The sequence below is a fragment of the Salinilacustrithrix flava genome (assembly GCF_041228405.1).
Taxonomy (GTDB): Bacteria; Actinomycetota; Acidimicrobiia; order Acidimicrobiales; family Salinilacustritrichaceae; genus Salinilacustrithrix; species Salinilacustrithrix flava.
In genome coordinates this window covers 2,926,425-2,946,559 of sequence record NZ_CP133888.1, presented here as the reverse complement: position 1 = coordinate 2,946,559, position 20,135 = coordinate 2,926,425, and the positions used below count along the sequence as shown (strand labels likewise).

Sequence of the window (20,135 nt, the reverse complement as noted above, 5' to 3'; positions counted from 1 at the left end):
GGCGATCTCAGTCGTCGTCATCGCCGTCATCGTCGAGGTCGTCGGCATCACCGTCGTCGTCGTCAGCGTCGTCATCGTCGGCGTCGTCATCGTCGGCGTCGGGAGGTGGTGCGGGCGCAGGAGCAGGCGCGGTCGGCGCAGGCGGTGGTGGCGGCGGTGGCGGCGGTGTCGTCGGTTCAGCTGCCGGCAGCGGATCGAGGTGCACCGGTGGCGGGATGACCACCGCGGGCTCGTCGTCGCCCGGCCCGGCCGGCCATCCGGGCTCCTCGGGGTCGGCCGCCTCGCCGGGGTTCGGGGTGAGCTCGATCGCGCCGGGTGGGCGCGGGCCCTCGTCGCTGCCGAGCGCCATGACGGCGTTGGCCACCACCACGGCGACGACGGCGCCGAGCAGCAGGGCACCGAGGGTCCTCCAGAGCACGCCCCATGGTGCCCCTCGCCGGGTGAGGCCCGCGTGAGGCGACGATGAGAAGGTTCTCACGGTCCTCTCACACCGCTCTCACCGCCCATCGGGAGGATGGCGACGTGGAGATCGACGACCCCGCCGTGCCTGCGGTGGCCCACCTCACCGGCACCGGCGCGACGGACGTGCTGGCCGCGGCGGTGCGCGCCGCCGGGGGGACGCTGCACGGAGCGCGCACGTCCCAGGTCCAGTACCGACCCGGTTCGGACCTGGTCGTCCGCTACCGGGGTGACGTGACCTGGGGTGACGGCCGCCGGCGGGACGAGACCCTGCTCGCCGCCGCGCACCGGTCCGGTGCCCTCCCCGGCGCCGTCCCGGTCGTGGCCGAGGCGGGCGGGCTGGAGCTCGTGGCGTCGGTGTGGCGGTGGCCCTTCGACCCCGTCGTCGTCGGGCTCGAGGATGCCGTCACGCCCGGACGCACCGACGATCTCGTCGGCTCGATCACCGGCGCTCGACCCGCCGTCGAGGTCGTCTCCTACCGGCCCACCGAGCGGGCCGTCGTGCGCCTCACCGGCGACGACGCGGTCGCCTACCTCAAGGCCGTCCCACCGGCGCTGGTCCCCGAGCTGGTCGACCGGCACGAGCGCCTCCTCGCCGTCGGCCTGCCCGTGCCCGAGGTGCTGGCGACGGATCCGGCACGGGGCCTCGTGGTCCTCCGTGCGCTCACGGGCACGACGTTCCGCGAGCGCATCAAGGCCGATCTTCCCGGATGGCCGGCGCCCGCGGCCCTCGGGGATCTCCTCGAGCGCATCCACCGAGCCGATCCCACCGGCCTCGCCACCCGAGCCGGCCGCGTCGCCGATGGCATCGGGCACGCCCAGCTCGTGGCGACCGTGGCGCCCGAGCTCGGGCCCGCCCTCGACGTGCTCACCGCCCGGTTCGCCGCCGAGGCCGAGCCCGTGGCGGCACGCAGCGGCGTCGCCGTCCACGGGGATCTGCACGAGGGCCAGCTCATCGTCGACCGCGACGGCTCGGTCACCGGGCTGCTCGACCTCGACGACCTGGCGATCGGCGACCCGGTCGACGACCTCGCCACCCTCATCGGGCACCTGCGGTTCCGGGCGGGAGGCCTCGACGTGGGCAGCCCGGCTGCCGAGCGGCTGCACGACCACGTCCGCGCCCTGCACGACCACGCTGCGGCGCTGGTCGGCGCCGAGGCGATCGACGTGGCGGTCGCCTCCGTGCTGGTCGGCCTGGCCACCGGCCCCTACCGCGTGCAGCACGAGGGTTGGCCCGAGCGGGTCGCCGCCGTCGTGGCCGACGCCACCGCCCTCGTCGAACCGTGGACCGACATGAGGGGTTTCTCAGCCGCTCCTCACGACGGCCTCACGGTCGACCCCGAGAGTGGGAACCGTCACCCCCTCCCCCTGACGAAAGGAAGTGCATGATGCGACGCACACTCACCTGGAAGGCCGCCGTGGTCGGCGGCGCTGCGCTCGGCGCCGGCTTCGGCTCCGTCGCCCTCGCCGGAGCCGACAGCTCGAGCACCCCGCCCAGCTCGGTCGAGCTCCAGGAGATCGACCGCCAGATCAGCGCCCTCAGCGCACCGCTCTCGGTGCTCCCGGCGCCGGTGGCGGAGATCCAGTCGATGAGCGCACCGACGAGCCCGGCCAGCCCGGCGGCACCCTCGGTGCAGTCGGCTCCCTCGGCGCAGTCCGTCCAGTCGGCTCCCTCGGTGCAGTCCGCACCGTCGATGCAGTCCGCTCCCTCTGCCCCCGCCCCCGCGCAGGTCTCACCGGCCCAGGAGACCCCGGCGCCCCCGCCCGCACCGGCGGCAGATTCGCCGGACTCCCCCGCCTCGGCCCCGGCGCCCGCTCCCGCCCCGTCGGTCGACGACTCGCCGGACAGCCCGGCCTCGGTCGACAGCATCGACTCCATCGACAGCTGAGCGCCGCTCCCGACGAGAGCCCGGACGGCCCCGCCCCCGTCCGGGCTCCGTCGCGCCCGGGATCGGTGCCGGACAGCGACGTCGATGGCCTACGGTCGACGCACCACCCCGCCCCATGCGACGAAGAGGAACCTCCGATGACCGACGGCCCCAACCACGGCTTCGACACCATGCTCGTGCACGCCGGCACCGAGCCCGATCCGGCCACCGGCGCCGTGCAGGTGCCGATCTACCAGAGCACGTCGTTCGCGTTCCGCGACGCCGAGCACGCCGCCAAGCTGTTCAACCTCGAAGAGGTCGGCTTCATCTACTCCCGGCTCACCAACCCCACGGTGTGGGCGCTGCAGAACCGCATGGCCGCGCTCGAGGGCGGTGCCGGCGCCGTCGCCTGCTCCTCGGGACATGCCGCCCAGCTCATGGCCCTGTTCCCGCTGATGGCCCCGGGGCGCAACGTCGTGGTGTCCACCCGCCTCTACGGCGGCTCGATCACGCAGTTCTCCCAGACGATCAAGCGCTTCGGCTGGTCGGCGACCTTCGTGGACTTCGACGACACCGACGCAGTGGCCGCGGCCTGCGACGACGACACCCGCGCCATCTTCTGCGAGTCCATCGCCAACCCGGGCGGCTACATCACCGACCTGCCCGCCATCGCGGCCATCGCCGATGCCCAGGGCGTGCCCCTCATCGTCGACAACACCTCGGCCACCCCGTACCTGTGCCGCCCGATCGAGCACGGCGCCACTCTGGTGGTGAACTCGACGACCAAGTACCTCACCGGCAACGGCACGGTCACCGGCGGCGTCATCGTCGACTCCGGGACGTTCGACTGGATGGCCTCGGACAAGTTCCCGTCGCTCTCCCAGCCCGAGCCGGCGTACCACGGCCTGGTGTTCGCCGAGGCCCTCGGCCCCATGGCCTTCACCTTCCACGGCATCGCGGTCGGCCTGCGCGATCTCGGCATGACCATGAACCCCCAGGGCGCCCACTACACGCTGCTCGGCATCGAGACGCTGAGCCTGCGCATGGCCCGCCACGTCGAGAACGCCGAGAAGGTCGCCGGCTGGCTCGAGGGCAACGAGCACGTCGATGCCGTCACCTACGCCGGCCTCGAGTCCTCGCCGTACCACCACCGCATGGCCACCATCTGCCCGAAGGGCGCCGGTGGGCTGTTCACCATCGCACTGAAGGGCGGCTACGACGCCTGCGTGAAGTTCGTGGACTCCCTCGAGCTGTTCACCCACGTGGCCAACCTCGGCGACACCCGGTCCCTGGTGATCCACCCGGCCTCGACCACGCACCGCCAGCTCTCGCCCGAGCAGCTCGAGGCCGCCGGTGCGCCGGCGAACGTCGTGCGCCTGTCCATCGGCATCGAGGACCCCAAGGACCTCATCGCCGACCTCGAGCAGGCCCTCGCCGCCGCCCACTGAGCCACCTCCCGGAAATCCCGTGGATCCGTACCACCGGTGGTGACGGATCCACGGGATCTTCAGACGGGCTCGACGGCGATGCGCCGAGACCGGCGCTCGCTCTGCACGGCGTCGGTTGCCAGGACCGTCAGGGCGATCCAGACCAGGGCGAAGCCGGCGAGGCGGGCCGGCGGCAGCGACTCACCGAGGATCGCGACGCCGACGATCAGCTGCATCGTCGGCGTGATGTACTGCAGCAACCCGAGCATCGACAGCGGGATGCGGGTCGCAGCGGTGGCGAACAGCAGCAGGGGTACGGCCGTGACCACGCCGAGGCCGGCGAGCAGGGCGTCGCGCCACAGCGAGCCGTTCGTGAACGACAGCTCGCCCCGACCGGCGAACACCGCGAGGCCGACGAGGGCGACCGGCGCGAGCACGGCGGTCTCGATGGCCAGCGACGTGAGCGCGGCGGCGCCGGCGTCCTTCTTCAGGTAGCCGTACATCCCGAAGGAGCCGGCGAGGACCAGGGCGATCCACGGGACGCGGCCGTTGGCCACGGTGAGCACCAGCACCGAGGCGACGCCGAAGCCGAGTGCCACCTTCTGGGCCGGGCGCAGCCGCTCGTGCAGCACGATGACGCCGAGGGCGACCGTGAACAGGGGGTTCACGTAGTAGCCGAGCGCGGCGTCGACCACGTGGCCGCTGTTCACCGCCCAGATGTACGTCAGCCAGTTGATCGAGATGAACACCGCCGCGAGGGCGAGCCGCTGCAGGGACCGGCGGTGCCGAACCAGGGTGGCCAGCTCGGCGTAGCGGTGCTGCACGGCGAGGACGCCGAGCACGACGGCAAGCGACCACGCGATGCGGTGGAAGAGGATCTCGACCGCCGAGACCTCCTCCAGCAGCCGGAAGACGAGGGGGAACACGCCCCACAGGGCGTAGGCACTGAACCCGGCGGTGATGCCGTGTCTCTGGGCGGTCCGCTCCGCGGCGCCGCGTGCCGGCTGCTCGCTGGCGCTCCCGACGCCGGCCCTGTTCATGGCCGTCCGGTCGGTCGCACGCATCTCAATCGTCGAGCCGCAGGGCGGACACGAAGGCCTCCTGGGGCACCTCGACCCGGCCGATGTTCTTGGCCTTCTTCTTGCCTTCCTTCTGCTTCTCGAGCAGCTTGCGCTTGCGGGAGATGTCACCGCCGTAGCACTTGGCCAGCACGTCCTTGCGCTTCGCCTTCACCGTCTCGCGAGCGATGATCTTGCCCCCGATCGCAGCCTGGATCGGCACGTCGAACATCTGGCGCGGGATGAGCTCCTTGAGCTTCTCGGCCATCTTCGAGCCGTAGTCGTAGGCCTTGTCCCGGTGCACGATCGAGGAGAACGCGTCGGCCGCGACGCTGTTGAGCAGCACGTCGACCTTCACGAGGTTGGCCCGCTCGTAGCCGACCAGCTCGTAGTCGAGGCTGGCGTAGCCCTGGGTCCGCGACTTCAGCTGGTCGAAGAAGTCCCGCACCACCTCGGCGAGCGGGATCTTGTAGGTGATCTCCACCCGCTCCGGCGACAGGTACTCCATCCGGATCTGCTCGCCGCGGCGGTTCTCGCACAGCTCGATGATCGGCCCCAGGTACTCCGCAGGCGTGAGGATCGAGATCGAGAACATCGGCTCCTCGATCCAGTCGATCTCCGTGGGCTCGGGGAGGGCCGAGGGGTTGGAGACGCCGACCCGCTCCCCCGTCGTGGTGACGACCTCGTAGGCCACCGACGGGGCGGTGATGATCAGGTTCAGGTCGAACTCGCGGGAGAGGCGCTCGCGGATGATCTCCATGTGGAGCATGCCGAGGAACCCGCAGCGGAACCCGAAGCCGAGCGCCATCGACGTCTCGGGCTCGTAGGTGAAGGAGCCGTCGTTGAGGCGCAGCTTCTCGAGGCTGTCGCGCAGGTCGGAGTACTCGTCGCCATCGACCGGGTAGAGGCCGGCGAACACCATGGGCTTGGGGTCCTGGTAGCCCGACAAGGCCTCCTCGGCACCGTGGGATGCGGTGGTCACCGTCTCGCCCGAGCGCGCCTCGGCGACGTCCTTGATGCCGGCGATCAGGTAGCCCGTCTCACCCGGGCCGAGCGCGTCGACCGGCGTGGGGACCGGGTTGCGCACACCGATCTCGTCGGCGTCGTTGGTGGTGCGCGCCTGCATGAAGCGCAGCTTCTCGCCGGTGCGCATCGTGCCGTCCATGATCCGCACCGAGGAGACGACGCCGCGGTAGGTGTCGTAGTGCGAGTCGAAGATGAGCGCCCGCAGCGGGGCGTCGGCGTCGCCGACGGGCGGGGGGATCTTCTCCACGATGGCGTCGAGCAGCTCGGTGACGCCGTCGCCCGTCTTCCCCGACACGTGGAGGATCTCTTCGGCCGGCAACCCGAGGACGCTCTCGATCTCCTCCGCCACCCGGTCCGGTTCGGCCGCGGGCAGGTCGATCTTGTTGAGCACCGCGATGATCTCGAGGTCGTGCTCGAGGGCCTGGTAGCAGTTGGCCAGCGTCTGGGCCTCGATGCCCTGGGATGCGTCGACGAGCAGCACGACGCCCTCGCACGCCGCGAGCGAGCGGGAGACCTCGTAGCCGAAGTCCACGTGCCCCGGCGTGTCGATGAGGTTGATCACGTGGTCCTTCCAGTCGAGGCGCACCGACTGGAGCTTGATGGTGATGCCCCGCTCCCGCTCGATGTCCATCGAGTCGAGGAACTGCTCCTTCATGTCCCGGGAGGAGACCGCGCCGGTGACCTCGAGCAGACGATCCGAGAGGGTCGTCTTCCCGTGGTCGATGTGGGCGATGATCGCGATGTTCCGGATGCGATCGAGAGACGGTCGGGGAGAGGCCATGGGGACCTCACGACGCTACCAACGGCCCTGACCCCCTCCCCCATCGCATCTGCGGCTCCCCCGGGGTGTCAGAGACCGGCCACGAAGTCCCGGATGATGCCGGCCACGACGCCGGGTTGCTGCTCGTGGGGAGCGTGCCCGGCCCCCTCCAGCAGGTGGAGCTCGGCACCGAGGCCGTCGGCCGCGGTGCGGTGCGCGTCGAGGGACACGATGCGGTCGTCGATCCCGCCGATGACCACCGCCGGCACCCCGACCTCGCCGAGGCGCTCGGCGACCTGCGGGGGCTCCCACGTCGTCGTGAGGTGCCAGAGGGCCTCCGCGGTGCCGGGCGCCCGCAGGCACCGGCCGGTCTCCACGGCCGTCGCATCCGTCAGCGGCGTGCCGTGCCGGGTGGAGCGCCGCAGGAACGCCGTCGCACCCCGGATGCCGACCCGGAGCATCGACGCCGCGACCAGCCCGGAGCCGGGGAGGCGGGCGACGGCCCGGACGGTGAGCGGTGGCTCGGCGTCGATGGCGGGGGCGAGCAGGACGAGCCCGTCGAGCGACGTCGTGCCGGCGAGGGCGAGCTGGATGGTTAGCAGGGCGCCGGCGGAGTGCCCCACGAGCACCCGCTGCCCGGCACCGACCGTCAGCTGGTCGACGAGCGCGGCCGTCCGCCGCAGGTCGGCCGCGAGGGCGTAGGGATCGTCCGGGCCGGTGCGGGGCGGGGGACGGTCGCTGCGACCGAACGGGGGACGGTCCCACGCGACCAGACCCAGCTCATCCCGGAGCTCCGCGGCCAGGCCGGCGAAGGTGAAGGTCCCCGAGGCGAAGCCGTGCAGGCAGACGAGGGCGGGACCGGTCGGCGGGCCCGCCCGCTCGACGTGGATGCCGACGCCGTCGACCGTCCGCCGCTCGCTGCTGCCCCAGCGCAGGTCCACCGTCACCATGGGCGCAGTCTGATCGCCACGCGCTGGGTTGTCCCGCGCCGCTCGTCCACCGCTACCATGATCGCTTCCGTGCCCGCCCTCGCGCGCACGCCACCTTCGCAACCCCAGAGGTCCCCCACGTGGCCAACATCAAGAGCCAGATCAAGCGCAACCGCCAGAACGAGAAGGCGCGCCAGCGCAACAAGACGGTGCGCAGCGAGCTGCAGACCCGCACCAAGAAGGTGCTCAACGCCGCGCAGAACGGCGAGGAGACCGCCGAGTCCCTCAAGGCCGCCATCCGTCGCATCGACACCGCGGCCACCAAGGGCGTGCTCCACAAGAACACGGCGGCTCGCAAGAAGTCCCGCCTGATCAAGCAGGTCCGTCGCCTGGAGTCGGCCGAGCAGGCCTGACCCCGACGCTCCTCGCGTTCCCGACGACCCCGCTCCGGCGGGGTCGTTGCGCGTCTGGCCTCGGTCCTACACCTAGCGGACCGCCTTCGCGACCCGGGCCAGCCGGGCGACGAGGACCTCCATGCTCAGCTCGACCGGCCAGTCGATCGTGCCGCGCAGCTCGAGGTCGGTGCGGGCGAGCAGGCGGATGGACTCCCGCACGCCGTCGGACCCGAGCCGGCGCGACTGGGCCAGCGCCTTCTTGGCCGGGAACGTCGAGCCCTTCATCCCGAGGACCGTCGCCGCCTCCTTCTCCCCCCGCACCCCGGCGCCGTCGAGGCGCATGATGCGCTGGAAGTGGGTGTGCAGGGTGGCCATCACCTGCATGGGGTGGCGGCCCGACCGGAGCATGCGGGTCAGCGTCGTGATGGCCGCGGCGATGTCGCCCCGGTCGATCGCGTCGGTGAGGTCCCATGGCGGCACGCCGCCGGCGTCGCCGAGGAACGGCTCCACGTCAGCGATGCCGAGGCGGGCGCCCTCCCCGTAGGTGGACGCCAGCACGGCGAGCACGCCCGGGAGCTTGCCCGGGTCGTCGCCCAGCCAGTCGACCAGGTGCCGCTGGGCATCGCGGGCGAGGGACAGCCCGGCCTTGGCCACCGCCTCGTCGACGAAGCTGCCGACGTCCCGACCGGGGTCGGTGCTGATGGTCTCCCCGCCGGCGGCCGTGATGGCGTCCGACAGGGCCTTGGGGACCCGGCCGGTGCCGCCCCAGTCGAGCACGAGCACCGTCGTGGGCAGGGGGTCGGCCAGGTAGTCGAGGAGGCCGGCGAGGTCGTCCTTGGCCTTGAACCGCTCGATGCTGCGGCCGACGACCACGCGGTGGTCCGTGAAGAACGGCGACGTCTGGGCCGCGTCGACCAGCGGACGGAGGCGCTCGTCCTCGTCCAGGGTGGGCTCGTCCACGACGAGGGTCGCGTCGGCGTCGCCCACCTGCTCGGCGATCACGGCGGAGCGACGGGCGGACCGGAGGATGTCGTCGGCGCCCTTGATCAAGATGACCGGCGGACGGCTCATCGTGCACCCCCAGCCGCCTGCGCAGCCACCAGGCGATCGGCCACGGTGACCACCCGGCGCACGGCCCGGGTGTCGCTGGCGCGCACCGCGCCGACCCCGTCGTGCACCGCTCGCACGACCGCGCCCCACGCGCTCGGGCCCTCGCCGCCGACGGTCCGGCCGACGACTCCGGGACCGGTCCACGCCTCTCCTTCGACGATCAGGCGATCCGGGGTCACGCCGGCCTCGAGCGCGCGGCGGGCGACGTCCGGCGTGCACCAGAAGCTCAGCTCGGGGGCCGCCACCATCTCGGCGACGTCGACATTGGCAGCGCGGACCTCGACCGCGACCGCGCCGGCAGCCGCCAGCTCCGCCGATCGGACCAGGCCGTCCACGGTGAGGCCGACCGGCCGACCGCCGCGCTCGGCGGCCTCGCTGACCTGGGCGATCGTGGCGCCGCAGCGGAGCCAGACGGCGTCGGCGCCGCATGCGACGGCCTCGATGCAGCCCGGATCCAGCGATTCGACCAGACCGATCACGGCCGTGCGCGCGGCCGTGTCGAGCTGGAGTTGACCGAGCGCCAGGAGCACCAGCCGAACCTACCGCTGCGTCGGCGGCTCCCCCGCTCCCCGTCCGATCCGCACCTCCAGCACCGGCGACGCCGAGGAGACGTGGACCTCGAAGCCCGCCACACCGGCGACGAGCCCGGGCTCGGGCACCACGTGGTCCGGTACCGGGGTGCCCTCCGGTGCCAGGACGACGTGCACCGGGAAGCGAGCCCGGACCGACTCGACGACCTCGGCCAGCTCCGGACGGCCGGCCCGGATCACGACCAGCCCGACGACGTGCACCTGCCGGCGCCGCAGGACGTCCAGCACCTCGACCCCGGACGCGCCCGGTCGCAGGTCCACCACCGCCACCGGGCCGTCGCTCCACACGGTGGCGGCCCAGCCTGCGGCGGATGCGCCGGCGGGCACGCGCACCGTGGCCGGGACGGCCAGGGCGGCGCCGAGGAGCACCACGGCGACGGCCCGCGCCCAGGACCGGTGCGTCGCGAGGAGCAGCCCGGCGACCGCAGCGACCCCGACGTGGCGCAGATCGACGTGGCCGAGGGGCAGCGCCGCGCTCAGCGACGCGACCAGCTCGAGCGCCCAGAGGCCGAACGCCGACGGCAGGTGGAGCAGCTCGGCCGGCGCACCTCCGACGACACCGGCGACCGCGCCGGCGGTCACGCCCCACACCATCAGCGCGCCCGCCAGCGGCGCAGCCAGCACGTTGGCCGGGAGCGCCGCGAGCGGCATGGCGCCGAAGGTCGGGACCAGCACCGGTGCCACCGCGAGCTGGGCGCCGGCGGTCATGCCGAGCGCCTCCCGCACCCAGCGGGGGCCGGGCAGCCGGGCCACGATCGGCCCGGACAGCAGCAGGACGCCGAGGCAGGCCGCGACGCTCAGGCGGAAGCCCACCGACCGGGTGAGCAGCGGGTCCACGACCAGCAGGGCGCACACGGCGAGCGCGAGGTGGCGGAGCCCGCCCGACGGCCGGCCCGAGGTCGAGGCCCAGAGCGCGACCCCGGCCACGAACGCCGCCCGCACCACGGATGGCTCGAACCGCGTGAGGAAGGCGAACCCGGCCACCACCGACACGGCGACCACGAACCGCGGCCAGATGCGCAGCCGGCGGAGCAGCGGGCCGGCGACCGCCAGGATGAAGACCACGTTCTGGCCCGAGACCGCCAAGAGGTGCGTGAGGCCCGAGGCCCGGAAGTCGGCCGTGAGCTCCGCCGGTTGGGCCCGGTCGTCACCGAGCGTGAGCCCGGCGAGCAGGGACCGGTGGCGGTCGGGCAGGCTCGCCGCCCCTCGGTCGAGCACCCGCCGCAGGCCGTTGGCGGCGCTGGCGTGCGGTGCGCTGCCCCCGACCGCGGTCACGGACTCGATGCGGAGGCGGCCGGCGAGGTGGCGTGCCACCGCCCAGTCCTGGCGATCCTCGAAGGGCTCCACGACGCCCCGCACCACGGCCCGGTCCCCGGCCAGACGCGCCCGCAGGGCCTCGATCGCGGCCGGCGCCCGTGCCTCGCCGAGCAACCGGCGTCCGTCGAGTCTGACCTCGACCCGGAGGCGCCCCGCGGCCGTCGGCTCCGGGTCGGTGACGAGGGTGACCGCCGCGTCCACGTCGCCCGTGGCGACGGGTGTCAGCCCGGCCAGCGACCGCGCCCCCAGCGCCGAGGTCAGCAGGGCCAGCACCGATGCCACCAGCACGAGGCCAGCCGGGCCAGAGGCGCGCGAGCCACGGACCACGGCGCACCCGGCCACCACCAGCCCCACGATGCCGGCCATCGCCATCCCGGGGACCGGCCGCGCCAGCGTCGCCCCGATCCAGGCCGCCGCCGCCAACGCCACGCCGGGCAGGTCCTCGCGTCGGTCGGCGCCGACCGCGTCGGTGACCGCCAAGGCGACGGGCTCAGACACGCACGAGGTCCCGGAGCGCCGCCAGCTTCGCCTCGCCGATCCCCCGCACGGCGAGGAGGCCGTCGACGGTCGCGAACGGCCCGTGCCGCTCGCGATGGTCGATGATGGCCGCCGCCGTCGCAGGGCCGATGCCGGGCAACGTCTCGAGCAACGTCGCGTCGGCGGCGTTGAGGTCGACCGGCCCGGCCTCCACGCTGCTGCCGTCGGGCCCGGGCGGTGGTGGAGGCGGGACCTCGCCGATCCGGGGCACGTAGACCTGGGAACCGTCCACGACCTCCGCCGCCAGGTTGACCGCGCCGGCGTCGGCGTCCGGCGTGAGCCCGCCGGAGGCCTCGACCGCGTCGATGACACGGGAGCCGGGCGGCAGCTGGTGCACCCCGGGCGCGACGACGGCGCCGGCCACGTGGACGACGACCGGCCCCGCCGTCGTGGTGGTCGTGTCCGGCGCGGTGGCCTGCACCAGCGGCAGCGTCGCCTCGACCGGCGGCGGCGACTGCCTGGTCAACCACCAGAGCGCGCCGAGCACGAGCCCCACCACCGCCACGCCGGCAACCAATGACCGGGTGCCGACACCGGTCGCATCGAGCAGCTCCTCCCAGCGCGCCCGGAGGCGGTCCGGCACCTGGGAACCCGAGGCGTCGTCCTCGTCGCCGAACATGGCTTCCTCCGCGCACACGTCGGCCCGTGGGCACGACGGTTCGACCGGGGAAGTCGAGCGCCAGCGTAGGCGATGTCCGCTCCGGGCGCGCTCGGCCCGGGGCCCGGTGGGATGATGGGACGGTGCGACGCCGCCGGGGTGCGGACCCCCGCTCGATCGAAGGGGTCTACGACGCCCTCGCGCCTGCGGTGCTCGGCTACTTCCGCTCCCACCGCATGGCCGACCCCGAGGGCCTCACCGGCGACGTCTTCGTCGCGGTCACCCAGCGCCTGGCCAGCTTCGAGGGCGACGACGCCGCCCTGCGTCGCTGGGTGTTCACCATCGCCCACCACCGCCGGGTCGACGAGATCCGGCGGGCGACCCGCCAGGTCCCGCCCGGGCCGCCGTCGCCCGATGTGGTCGAACCCGAAGATCCCTTCGACCCCGACCTCGCCGCCGCCCTGGCGACCCTCACCGACGACCAGCGCCAGGTCGTGGTGCTGCGCCACGTCGCCGACCTCTCCGTCGAGGACGTCGCCGCCATCACCGGACGCAGCCCGGGGTCGGTGAAGATGCTCTCCGTCCGGGGCCTGGAGGCGCTGGCCGCGCGCCTGTCGCCGACGACCGTGACCTGATCGGGCCCTCGCACGATCACGGGGATGATGGACGAGAACGAGATCACCCAGCGCCTCCGTGCCTCCGGCGAGGAGCCGGTCCCCGGCGAGGTCCGCGCCAGCCACCTCAGCCAGATGCACGCCGCCTCGCCGGTCGTCGAGAAGCCGAAGCGCTTCGGTCGCCTCGCCGTGGCCGCCGCCGCGTTCGTCGGCTTCGCCGTCGGCTCCACCGGCTTCGCCATGGCCGGTGCCCTCCCCGACCCCGCCCAGCAGGTCGCCCACGACGTGCTCGCGGTCGTCCAGGTGGACGTCGAGAACCCGAGGAACCGCGGCCAGTGCATCTCGAGCGCAGCCCGCACCATCGAGGACGAGGCCGCGAAGCAGGCCGCCAAGCAGGAGTGCAAGGACAGGATCAAGTCGGGTCGCCCCGACCACGCCGGTCAGGGCAACGGCAAGGCCAAGGGCCGGCCCGACGGCGCCGGCCCGCCCGGGGGCCACCCGAACGACGGCGATCCGTGCAAGGGCCCGCCGCCGTGGGCCGGCAACAAGATGACCCCTGCGGAGAAGGACGCGGCGAGAGCCGAGCGCGCCACCACCTGCGGACGGGACATCGATGTCGAAGCGGACGAACCCGAGGAGCTCGAGGTCGAGAGCGAGGAGCTCGAGGTCGAGAGCGAGGAGCTCGAGGTCGAGACCGAGACCGAGGAGCCGGCCACCGAGGCGCCCCTGACCGAGACGGAGACCGAGACCGAGTCGACGGAGACCGAGGAGCTCCAGACCGAGGCGACCGAACCCACGGATCAGGTCGAGGGCTGATCGACCACGCCGATGCCGAGCTCGCGGCGGGCCCGCCACTCGGCCTGGATCTCCAGGGAGATGCGCCGGTAGGCGCCGTCGTGGCCGTGGCGGCGCAGGCGCCAGCGCAGGTACTCGACGACGTAGCGGACGATGAACCGGACCCGGCCGAGGCGGTGGAACTGCAGGACGTGCTCGTACTCGTGGCGCCGCAGCCGCGGGCCCATGGTCACGCCACGGCGCACGAACACGGTCCGGCCGAAGGTGGTGGCGCTGGCCCCGGGCGCGGCGAACCCGTGCACGATGCGGATGTCCTCGATCCCGGGAGGCCGCCGGCGTCGCACGTGGAGACCAGCCGGCGCCGGGCCTAGAAGAGGGCGGCGCCCAGCTTCTTGCGGTAGTCGGCGGTGCGGGGGTCGGAGGGGCCCATCAGCTCGAGCATGTCGAGGTACTCCTGCTTGGCGTCCTCGTCGGCCTTGACCTTCGGCAGCAGGCCGTCGAGGACGGACTCCACGTCGGCGGGCACGTCGGGGTTGGCCATGCGGGCCTGGGCGGCCAGGTGGCGGGTGGCCTCGGTCTCGGGGATGCGGGCCAGCAGGTCGAGGGCTTCGGCCTTGCCCTCGTTGGTGCCACCGTCGATGAGCAGCGCAGCCAGCCCGGTGATGGCCTGCTCGTTGCCGGGCTCGAGCTCGAGCGCCTGGCGGAGCGATGCCTCGTCGCCGGCGGCGATCAGCTGCGCGACCTCGGACTCCTCGGCGGACGGGATGAGCTGGTCGACCCAGGCCTGGACCTGGTGCTCGGGCAGCGCACCCACGAAGCCGTCGACCACCTTGCCGTCGCGCATGGCGTACACGGCCGGGATGGACTGGACCTGGAAGGCCTGGGCGATGGCGCGGTTGGCGTCGACGTCGACCTTGGCCAGCACGACCTTGCCGCCGGTGGCATCGACCACCTTCTCGATGATCGGGCCGAGGGTCTTGCACGGCCCGCACCACTCGGCCCAGAGGTCGACGACGACCGGCACCTGCGTGGAGCGGTCGATCACCTCGGTCTGGAACGTCTGGTCGGTCACGTCGACGTATGACATGCGCGCCAACCTACCGGCGGGGTCCGATCGCACCGCCCCCGAGGGTCGGCGGATGAACGTCGCCGGGGGTGGCTCACTAGGTTGGCGAACCCACACCGCGAGAGACGGAGGCCCAGTGGCGGACGTGCAGGGAATCGAGATCGAACCGGTCACGGACTGGTACCGGGCGAACGTGCCCGGGGTGACGCCACCGCTCGAGTTCGAGCTCATCGCCGGCGGCCACTCGAACCTCACGTACCGGGTCACCGATGCGAGCGGCCGCCGCACGGTGCTGCGTCGACCGCCCCTGGGCCAGGTCCTGGCCAGCGCCCACGACATGGGTCGCGAGCACCGCATCATCGCCGCCCTGCACGACACCGACATCCCCGTCGCCCCGCCGCTCGGCTACGTCCCGGACGACTCGGTGAACGGCGCACCCTTCTACGTCATGGACTTCGTCGACGGTCACGTGCTGCGCACCCAGGACGAGGCGTTGGCGCTTTCCCCGGAGGCCCGGGCGAACTGCGGCGACTCCCTCGTGGACGTGCTCGCCCGCATCCACGCCGTCGACGTCGACGCCGTCGGCCTGGGCGACCTCGGCCGCAAGGACGGCTACATCGAGCGCCAGCTGAAGCGCTGGTACGGCCAGTGGGAGAAGTCCAAGACCCGCGAGCTGCCCGAGATCGACGAGGTCCACCGGGTCCTCAGCGCCGACGTGCCCGACCAGGGCCCGGCCGCCATCGTCCACGGCGACTACCGCCTCGACAACTGCATGGTGGACGACCAGGGCGACGTGATCGCGGTCCTCGACTGGGAGCTGTGCACGCTGGGCGACGCCCTCGCCGACGTCGGTCTGCTGATGGTCTACTGGTCCGAGCCGGGCGACCGCTCCCCCACGCTGGGGGCGCCGACCGCCGCCGAGGGCATGCGCACCCGCCAGGAGCTGCTCGACCGCTACGCCGCGGCGTCGGGCCGCGACCTGTCGAACATCGACTACTACGTCGCCTTCGGCTACTGGAAGCTCGCCTGCATCGTCGAGGGTGTCTACGCCCGCTACATCGGCGGCTCCATGGGCACCCGTGACACGTCGGACTTCGACGGCTTCAAGCTCCAGGTCGAGGCCCTCGCCGCGCAGGCGAAGGCCGCGGTGGATCGGCTGGCCTGATCGCAGTGTCCCTGTACGAGCTCCACCACCGTCCCGACGTGGACGCACCGATCCTGCTCGTCGCGCTCGACGGCTGGATCGACGCCGGCGGGGCGGCGGCACGGGCGGTCGAGTCCATCGTCGCCCAGGGCGAGTCCACCCACGTGGCGACCTTCGACGCCGATGCCCTGCTCGACTTCCGGGCCCGGCGCCCGATCCTGCACCTCGTGGACGGGGTCAACACCGGGCTGACCTGGTCGGCCACCGAGCTGCACGCCACGGTGGCACCGAACGGGACCGACGTGCTGCTGCTCACCGGCGTCGAGCCCGACCACGCCTGGAACGCCTTCGCCGACTCGGTGCTGGCGCTCGCCGTGGAGCTGGGGTGCCGGATGCAGGTCGGCCTCGGCGCGTACCCGGCCGCCGCGCCCCACACGCGGCCCGTCCAGCTCTCCGCCACCGCCTCCACCGACGACCTCGCCGCCCAGGTCGGCCTCGTGCGGGGCACCGTCGACGTCCCCGCCGGCATCGAGGCGGTGCTCGAGCAGCGCTTCGCCGGCATCGGGCTGCCCGCCGTCGGCGTGTGGGCCCAGGTGCCGCACTACGTGGCGGCGATGCGCTACCCGGCGGCGGCCGCACGCCTCATCGAGGGCCTCAACCTGGTGGCCGGCACCGACTTCGGCACCGAGGACCTCGACACCGAGATCGGCGCGATGCGCACCCGCATCGACGAGCTCGTCGAGTCCAACCCTCAGCACGTCGCGATGATCCGTCAGCTCGAGGAGGCCTACGACGAGTCCCTCGAGGCGATGGCCGGTGACGAGCCCTCCCTCGGCGGCGGGGAGCTCCCCTCCGGCGACGAGCTGGCCGAGGAGCTGCAGCGCTTCCTCCGGGAGCAGGGAGACTGAGGCCACCGAACTTGACCGGTCAGTCAAGAAACGTATGATCCGGTCATGAAGATCGACGGGGGCATCGGCCTCGACCTCACGGCGGCTGGCGAGCAGGCGAAGGAGGCCGAGGACTTCGGCTACGACGGCATCTGGGTGCCGGAGACCTCACGGGACCCGTTCCTGCCGCTGGTCCTGGCCACCGAGCACACCGAGCGCATCGAGATCGGCACCTCCATCGCCGTGGCCTTCGCCCGCTCGCCCATGACCCTGGCCAACACGGCCTACGACCTGACCCAGTACTCGAAGGGCCGCTTCATCCTCGGCCTGGGCAGCCAGATCAAGCCCCACATCACCAAGCGCTTCTCCATGGAGTGGTCCAAGCCCGCCGCCCGCATGCGGGAGATGGTGCTGGCCATGCACGCCATCTGGGACAGCTGGATGACCGGGGCGAAGCTCGACTTCAAGGGCGACTTCTACACCCACACCCTGATGACCCCGTTCTTCAACCCGGGCCCCCACGAGTACGGCCACCCCCGGGTGTTCCTCGCCGGCGTCGGCCCGCTGATGACCGAGGTCGCCGGCGAGGTCTGCGACGGGTTCTTCTGCCACGGCTTCACGACCGAGAAGTACCTCCGCGAGGTGACCCTGCCGGCGCTCGAGGCCGGGCGCCAGAAGGCCGGCAAGACCCTCGAGGGCTTCGAGATCTGCGGCCCGAGCTTCGTGGTCACCGGCAACACCGAGGAGGAGCTGGAGGCGGCCAAGGTCGGCACCCGGCGCCAGATCGCCTTCTACGGCTCGACGCCGGCGTACCGCCCCGTCCTCGAGTGCCACGGCTGGGGCGAGCTCCAGACCGATCTCAACCGCATGTCCAAGGAGGGCAAGTGGGAGGAGATGGGCACGCTCATCGACGACGAGATCCTGTCGACGTTCGCGGTCGTGGGCGAGCCCGAGGAGATCGGCCCCGAGCTCCAGCGCCGCTACGGCGACGTCATCTCCCGGCTCAGCTTCTACGCCCCCTACGCCGGCAACCGGGATCGCTGGCAGCGGGTGCTCGAGGACATGCGCGGCTGATCGTTCCGCAGTCGCTGCCAGGAGCCTCACGCGTTGAGCAGGAGCAGCAGGCCGGAGACGGTGTAGGCCACCATCACGGCCAGCAGCGGGTACTGGCTCAACACGGCGGTGCGGTGGGGGTAGCGCTCCACCGCCTTGTCGTGGGCGGCGATCACGCCGGCGATGTGGCCGATGACGATCGCCGCCACCTGGGTGTAGGCGATCTGGTCGGCCGTGACCACGGTGAAGTCGATCGTGTTCTCCGCGGTGCCGAACAGGTCCCGCCCGGAGCCGAGGGGGTCCGACAGGAGGGCGAGGAAGCTCTGCCCCTCGAACACCAGCAACGAGAAGTAGTGCGCGATCGAGTAGCCGAGCACGATCGGGATCAGCGACGGACCCCAGCGTCGGGCCTGCTCCATGAGGTCGGTGTCGTCTCGGGCCAGCGCGCCGAGCACCCGGATGGCGACGAGGTAGGCCATCGCCACCGTGGCGATCGTCAGCAGCAGGCCGACGGTGTTGACCGCGGTCAGGTCCCACTCGCGCCGACCGCCGACCAGGTCGCTCCACCACTGGGTGCGGGTGACGCCGTCGAAGGTCGTTCCGCCGAGGACCACGAGGACCACGCCGAGGCTGCCGCGCCGCAGCTCGACGGCAGCCAGACCGGCGCCCGGGACCCGCAGGCGCAGGCGGCCGCCGTCGTCGCGGTGCAGCGGCGAGAGCGCACCGAGGAGGCCGAACAGCACGGCGAAGCCGTCCCCGGTGCGCACCCAACCGGCACCGAACCGGCTCGCCGCCACCAGGACGACGATCGTGTAGGCGCTGATGAACGCCGCCACGGCCGTGAGGGAGGCCGGTTCGAAGTAGGCGAGCTCGAGCCAGTGGAAGGCGAGCAGCCCCAGGGCCGCCGGCCAGTTCGACGCCCACCAGCCGGTCGCCGTCGACGTCTCCGGGTCCCGCCCCCGGACGCGATCGAGCGCGGACGCCACCGTCCACAGCGGGTTGATCCGTCGCCACACGTCCCCGAGCACCGCGCTCGCGACCTGCATGCCGATCCACAGCGCGATGTACAGCGCGGTGGGCGCGAGGTTGGCCGAGACCGCGTCCTCGCCGAACCACGCCGCCAGCAGCGTCACGCCGAACAGCACGAGCGCCAGAGCCTGGACGACGGTGCCGAGCACCGACGCCACCGTCCCCAGCGCGGCCGGCGCCGCGGTGCCGGCCGCGGCGTCCGCCAGCCGCGGCCGGGGCCACAGCAGCCGCAGCGCGGCGAAGGAGATGAGCAGGGCGAAGGCGGCCGAGTACGCGAACAGCCACGGCTCGACCGGCAGGTCGGCACGGCTGCCGACCCCGTGGGCGAGGATCACGAGACCGCCAGCTCCAGCAGGAACAGGCCGCTGTCGTGCAGCTCGACCTCCCAGACCCCGGGCATCGTGGCCTCCACCAGGACGGTGGCCGGGCCGGACGGACCGATGTCGGCGTAGAGGTCGTAGCCGTGCACGTGGATGTCGTCGTCCACGTCGCTGGTGATCACCAGCGCCACGGTGTCGCCGACGGAGACCTCGTGGCGGCCGCCGTTGTCGACGGAGTCATTGGCGATCTCCACCTCGATCACCTGGTCGGCGTCGTCGGCCGACGGCGCGTCCTCGGGCACACCCTCCACCGTCACGGTCTGGACCGCCTCGATGGGTGCACCGTCGGCCAGGTAGGGCGAGTGGTCGTTCGCCGACAGCTCGACCCGGAACTCGTGGTCCCCGGGTGCGAGGTCCTCGTCGACGTGGAGCCACTCGCCGTACATCCGGGCGATCTTGCGGCCGTCGACGTAGAGGTGGGCGTGACCCTCCCCCGACGTCGTCTCCATGGTCGAGGCCTTCTCGGGGGCGAAGGTGTAGTCGGTGGTCTCGACGTGCACGTTCCAACCCGACTTCGGGTCCTCCGTCACGGTGAGCGCCACCGTCGGGTGGGGCGCGTCGGCCTCGAAGCCCTCGGCGTGGCCGTGGCCGCTGGGCGGCTCCGGGGCCTCGACGGTCACGACGTCGTCGACGGGCTCGCCGTCGACGAGCAGCGGCGAGTGGTCGTTGGCGTTGAGGTCGACGCGGATCTCGTGCTCGCCCGCCTCGACGTCGAGGTGCATCCACTCGCCGTAGAGGCGGCCGTACTTCTCGCCGTCGACGTACACGTGGGCGTGGCCCTCGCCGAGGACGTGCTCGGACGATGCGTGCTCGGGGGCGAAGGTGATGCCGGTGGTCTGCACCTGCAGGTTGATGCCCGACTTGGCGTCCGGGGTGGCGGTGATCGCGACGGTGGGGATCTCGTCGGCATCGCCGACCTCGATGCCCTCGCCGTGGCTGTGGCCGCCATCGGCCATCTCGCCCTGTTCGGCGACGGCGCCGTCAGCGGTCGTGGTGGTCGTGTCGTCGTCGCCGCAGGCGGCGACGAGCAGCGCGGCGGCGAGGACCGCGGCCGCGCGGCGGAACGTGGGTCGTCCCATGGTGTGGTCTCCTC

At 72.7% G+C, this 20,135-nt stretch carries 21 protein-coding genes; 9 read left to right on the top strand and 12 right to left on the bottom strand.

Features of this window, described 5'->3' with window-relative positions:
- Positions 1–7 precede the first annotated feature (7 nt).
- The gene (locus RGQ06_RS14475; protein ID WP_432430192.1) at positions 8–418 is read right to left on the bottom strand and encodes a hypothetical protein; all 411 of its coding nucleotides are present in this window, start codon (positions 416–418) and stop codon (positions 8–10) included.
- A 104-nt stretch (positions 419–522) separates the two neighbouring features.
- Between RGQ06_RS14475 and RGQ06_RS14470 the strand changes: the two genes are divergently transcribed.
- The 3 genes from RGQ06_RS14470 (at position 523) to RGQ06_RS14460 (ending at position 3,775) form a co-directional block, all read left to right on the top strand.
- Complete coding sequence (locus tag RGQ06_RS14470; RefSeq protein WP_432430191.1) at positions 523–1,848, top strand: aminoglycoside phosphotransferase family protein; 1,326 nt, start codon at positions 523–525, stop codon at positions 1,846–1,848.
- Positions 1,848–2,348, top strand: coding sequence for a hypothetical protein (locus tag RGQ06_RS14465; protein WP_432430190.1), 501 nt, complete (start codon positions 1,848–1,850; stop codon positions 2,346–2,348). Before RGQ06_RS14470 ends, RGQ06_RS14465 begins: the two co-directional genes overlap by 1 nt.
- A 137-nt stretch (positions 2,349–2,485) precedes the next feature.
- Positions 2,486–3,775, top strand: coding sequence for an O-acetylhomoserine aminocarboxypropyltransferase/cysteine synthase family protein (locus RGQ06_RS14460; protein WP_432430189.1), 1,290 nt, complete (start codon positions 2,486–2,488; stop codon positions 3,773–3,775).
- Positions 3,776–3,834: 59 nt separating this feature from the next.
- Here RGQ06_RS14460 and rarD read toward each other — a convergent pair whose 3' ends face one another.
- The 3 genes from rarD to RGQ06_RS14445 all read right to left on the bottom strand — a co-directional run bounded on the left by rarD (position 3,835) and on the right by RGQ06_RS14445 (position 7,548).
- Positions 3,835–4,794, bottom strand: coding sequence for an EamA family transporter RarD (gene rarD, locus RGQ06_RS14455; RefSeq protein ID WP_432430188.1), 960 nt, complete (start codon positions 4,792–4,794; stop codon positions 3,835–3,837).
- 25 nt (positions 4,795–4,819) lie between these two features.
- On the bottom strand, positions 4,820–6,619 hold the full coding sequence (lepA, locus tag RGQ06_RS14450; protein WP_432430187.1) for a translation elongation factor 4: 1,800 nt from the start codon (positions 6,617–6,619) through the stop codon (positions 4,820–4,822).
- A gap of 68 nt (positions 6,620–6,687) precedes the next feature.
- Entirely contained in the window at positions 6,688–7,548 is an 861-nt protein-coding gene (locus RGQ06_RS14445; protein ID WP_432430186.1) for an alpha/beta fold hydrolase, read from the bottom strand.
- Between the two features lie 119 nt (positions 7,549–7,667).
- Between RGQ06_RS14445 and rpsT the strand changes: the two genes are divergently transcribed.
- A complete protein-coding gene (gene rpsT, locus RGQ06_RS14440) occupies positions 7,668–7,940 on the top strand; it encodes a 30S ribosomal protein S20 (protein ID WP_432430185.1) in 273 nt (90 codons plus the stop codon).
- Between the two features lie 72 nt (positions 7,941–8,012).
- Here rpsT and holA read toward each other — a convergent pair whose 3' ends face one another.
- The 4 genes from holA to RGQ06_RS14420 are packed head-to-tail and all read right to left on the bottom strand — an operon-like array spanning position 8,013 to position 12,095.
- Positions 8,013–8,993, bottom strand: a complete 981-nt coding sequence (gene holA / locus RGQ06_RS14435; protein WP_432430184.1) for a DNA polymerase III subunit delta — start codon at positions 8,991–8,993, stop codon at positions 8,013–8,015.
- Positions 8,990–9,562, bottom strand: a complete 573-nt coding sequence (locus RGQ06_RS14430) for a hypothetical protein (protein WP_432430183.1) — start codon at positions 9,560–9,562, stop codon at positions 8,990–8,992. Before RGQ06_RS14430 ends, holA begins: the two co-directional genes overlap by 4 nt.
- 9 nt (positions 9,563–9,571) lie before the next feature.
- Positions 9,572–11,437: a ComEC/Rec2 family competence protein gene (locus RGQ06_RS14425; RefSeq protein ID WP_432430182.1), complete on the bottom strand. Its 1,866-nt coding sequence runs from the start codon at positions 11,435–11,437 to the stop codon at positions 9,572–9,574.
- Complete coding sequence (locus RGQ06_RS14420; RefSeq protein ID WP_432430181.1) at positions 11,430–12,095, bottom strand: helix-hairpin-helix domain-containing protein; 666 nt, start codon at positions 12,093–12,095, stop codon at positions 11,430–11,432. Before RGQ06_RS14420 ends, RGQ06_RS14425 begins: the two co-directional genes overlap by 8 nt.
- 122 nt (positions 12,096–12,217) lie before the next feature.
- Between RGQ06_RS14420 and RGQ06_RS14415 the strand changes: the two genes are divergently transcribed.
- Positions 12,218–12,709, top strand: coding sequence for an RNA polymerase sigma factor (locus tag RGQ06_RS14415; RefSeq protein WP_432430180.1), 492 nt, complete (start codon positions 12,218–12,220; stop codon positions 12,707–12,709).
- A gap of 24 nt (positions 12,710–12,733) precedes the next feature.
- Positions 12,734–13,504, top strand: a complete 771-nt coding sequence (locus tag RGQ06_RS14410) for a hypothetical protein (RefSeq protein ID WP_432430179.1) — start codon at positions 12,734–12,736, stop codon at positions 13,502–13,504.
- Here RGQ06_RS14410 and RGQ06_RS14405 read toward each other — a convergent pair.
- Complete coding sequence (locus RGQ06_RS14405) at positions 13,489–13,827, bottom strand: hypothetical protein (protein ID WP_432430178.1); 339 nt, start codon at positions 13,825–13,827, stop codon at positions 13,489–13,491. The two genes, RGQ06_RS14410 and RGQ06_RS14405, sit on opposite strands and share 16 nt — an antisense overlap.
- A gap of 23 nt (positions 13,828–13,850) precedes the next feature.
- Positions 13,851–14,570, bottom strand: a complete 720-nt coding sequence (trxA, locus tag RGQ06_RS14400; RefSeq protein ID WP_432430177.1) for a thioredoxin — start codon at positions 14,568–14,570, stop codon at positions 13,851–13,853.
- 124 nt (positions 14,571–14,694) lie between these two features.
- Here trxA and RGQ06_RS14395 point away from each other — a divergent pair, with 124 nt between their 5' ends.
- From RGQ06_RS14395 to RGQ06_RS14385, 3 genes are read left to right on the top strand one after another with little or no spacing between them, the layout of a single operon-like run.
- Complete coding sequence (locus RGQ06_RS14395) at positions 14,695–15,714, top strand: phosphotransferase family protein (RefSeq protein ID WP_432430176.1); 1,020 nt, start codon at positions 14,695–14,697, stop codon at positions 15,712–15,714.
- A 38-nt stretch (positions 15,715–15,752) separates the two neighbouring features.
- Positions 15,753–16,601 carry a proteasome assembly chaperone family protein gene (locus RGQ06_RS14390; protein ID WP_432430175.1) on the top strand — a complete coding sequence of 283 codons (849 nt, stop codon included), beginning with the start codon at positions 15,753–15,755 and terminating at the stop codon, positions 16,599–16,601.
- A 45-nt stretch (positions 16,602–16,646) separates the two neighbouring features.
- The gene (locus RGQ06_RS14385) at positions 16,647–17,654 is read left to right on the top strand and encodes an LLM class F420-dependent oxidoreductase (RefSeq protein WP_432430174.1); all 1,008 of its coding nucleotides are present in this window, start codon (positions 16,647–16,649) and stop codon (positions 17,652–17,654) included.
- A gap of 26 nt (positions 17,655–17,680) precedes the next feature.
- Here RGQ06_RS14385 and RGQ06_RS14380 read toward each other — a convergent pair whose 3' ends face one another.
- Positions 17,681–18,997, bottom strand: a complete 1,317-nt coding sequence (locus RGQ06_RS14380) for a hypothetical protein (protein ID WP_432430173.1) — start codon at positions 18,995–18,997, stop codon at positions 17,681–17,683.
- Positions 18,994–20,121 carry a hypothetical protein gene (locus RGQ06_RS14375; protein ID WP_432430172.1) on the bottom strand — a complete coding sequence of 376 codons (1,128 nt, stop codon included), beginning with the start codon at positions 20,119–20,121 and terminating at the stop codon, positions 18,994–18,996. The genes RGQ06_RS14380 and RGQ06_RS14375 overlap by 4 nt, the downstream gene beginning before the upstream one ends.
- Positions 20,122–20,135: the final 14 nt, after the last annotated feature.

Excerpts from the sequence above, each read along its gene's own strand:
- RGQ06_RS14465 (WP_432430190.1), top strand. The coding sequence starts at position 1,848 with ATGCGACGCACACTCACCTGGAAGGCCGCCGTGGTCGGCGGCGCTGCG.
- RGQ06_RS14460 (WP_432430189.1), top strand. The coding sequence starts at position 2,486 with ATGACCGACGGCCCCAACCACGGCTTCGACACCATGCTCGTGCACGCC.
- rarD (WP_432430188.1), bottom strand. The coding sequence starts at position 4,794 with ATGAACAGGGCCGGCGTCGGGAGCGCCAGCGAGCAGCCGGCACGCGGC.
- lepA (WP_432430187.1), bottom strand. The coding sequence starts at position 6,619 with ATGGCCTCTCCCCGACCGTCTCTCGATCGCATCCGGAACATCGCGATC.
- RGQ06_RS14445 (WP_432430186.1), bottom strand. The coding sequence starts at position 7,548 with ATGGTGACGGTGGACCTGCGCTGGGGCAGCAGCGAGCGGCGGACGGTC.
- holA (WP_432430184.1), bottom strand. The coding sequence starts at position 8,993 with ATGAGCCGTCCGCCGGTCATCTTGATCAAGGGCGCCGACGACATCCTC.
- RGQ06_RS14420 (WP_432430181.1), bottom strand. The coding sequence starts at position 12,095 with ATGTTCGGCGACGAGGACGACGCCTCGGGTTCCCAGGTGCCGGACCGC.
- RGQ06_RS14410 (WP_432430179.1), top strand. The coding sequence starts at position 12,734 with ATGATGGACGAGAACGAGATCACCCAGCGCCTCCGTGCCTCCGGCGAG.
- trxA (WP_432430177.1), bottom strand. The coding sequence starts at position 14,570 with ATGTCATACGTCGACGTGACCGACCAGACGTTCCAGACCGAGGTGATC.
- RGQ06_RS14385 (WP_432430174.1), top strand. The coding sequence starts at position 16,647 with ATGAAGATCGACGGGGGCATCGGCCTCGACCTCACGGCGGCTGGCGAG.
- RGQ06_RS14375 (WP_432430172.1), bottom strand. The coding sequence starts at position 20,121 with ATGGGACGACCCACGTTCCGCCGCGCGGCCGCGGTCCTCGCCGCCGCG.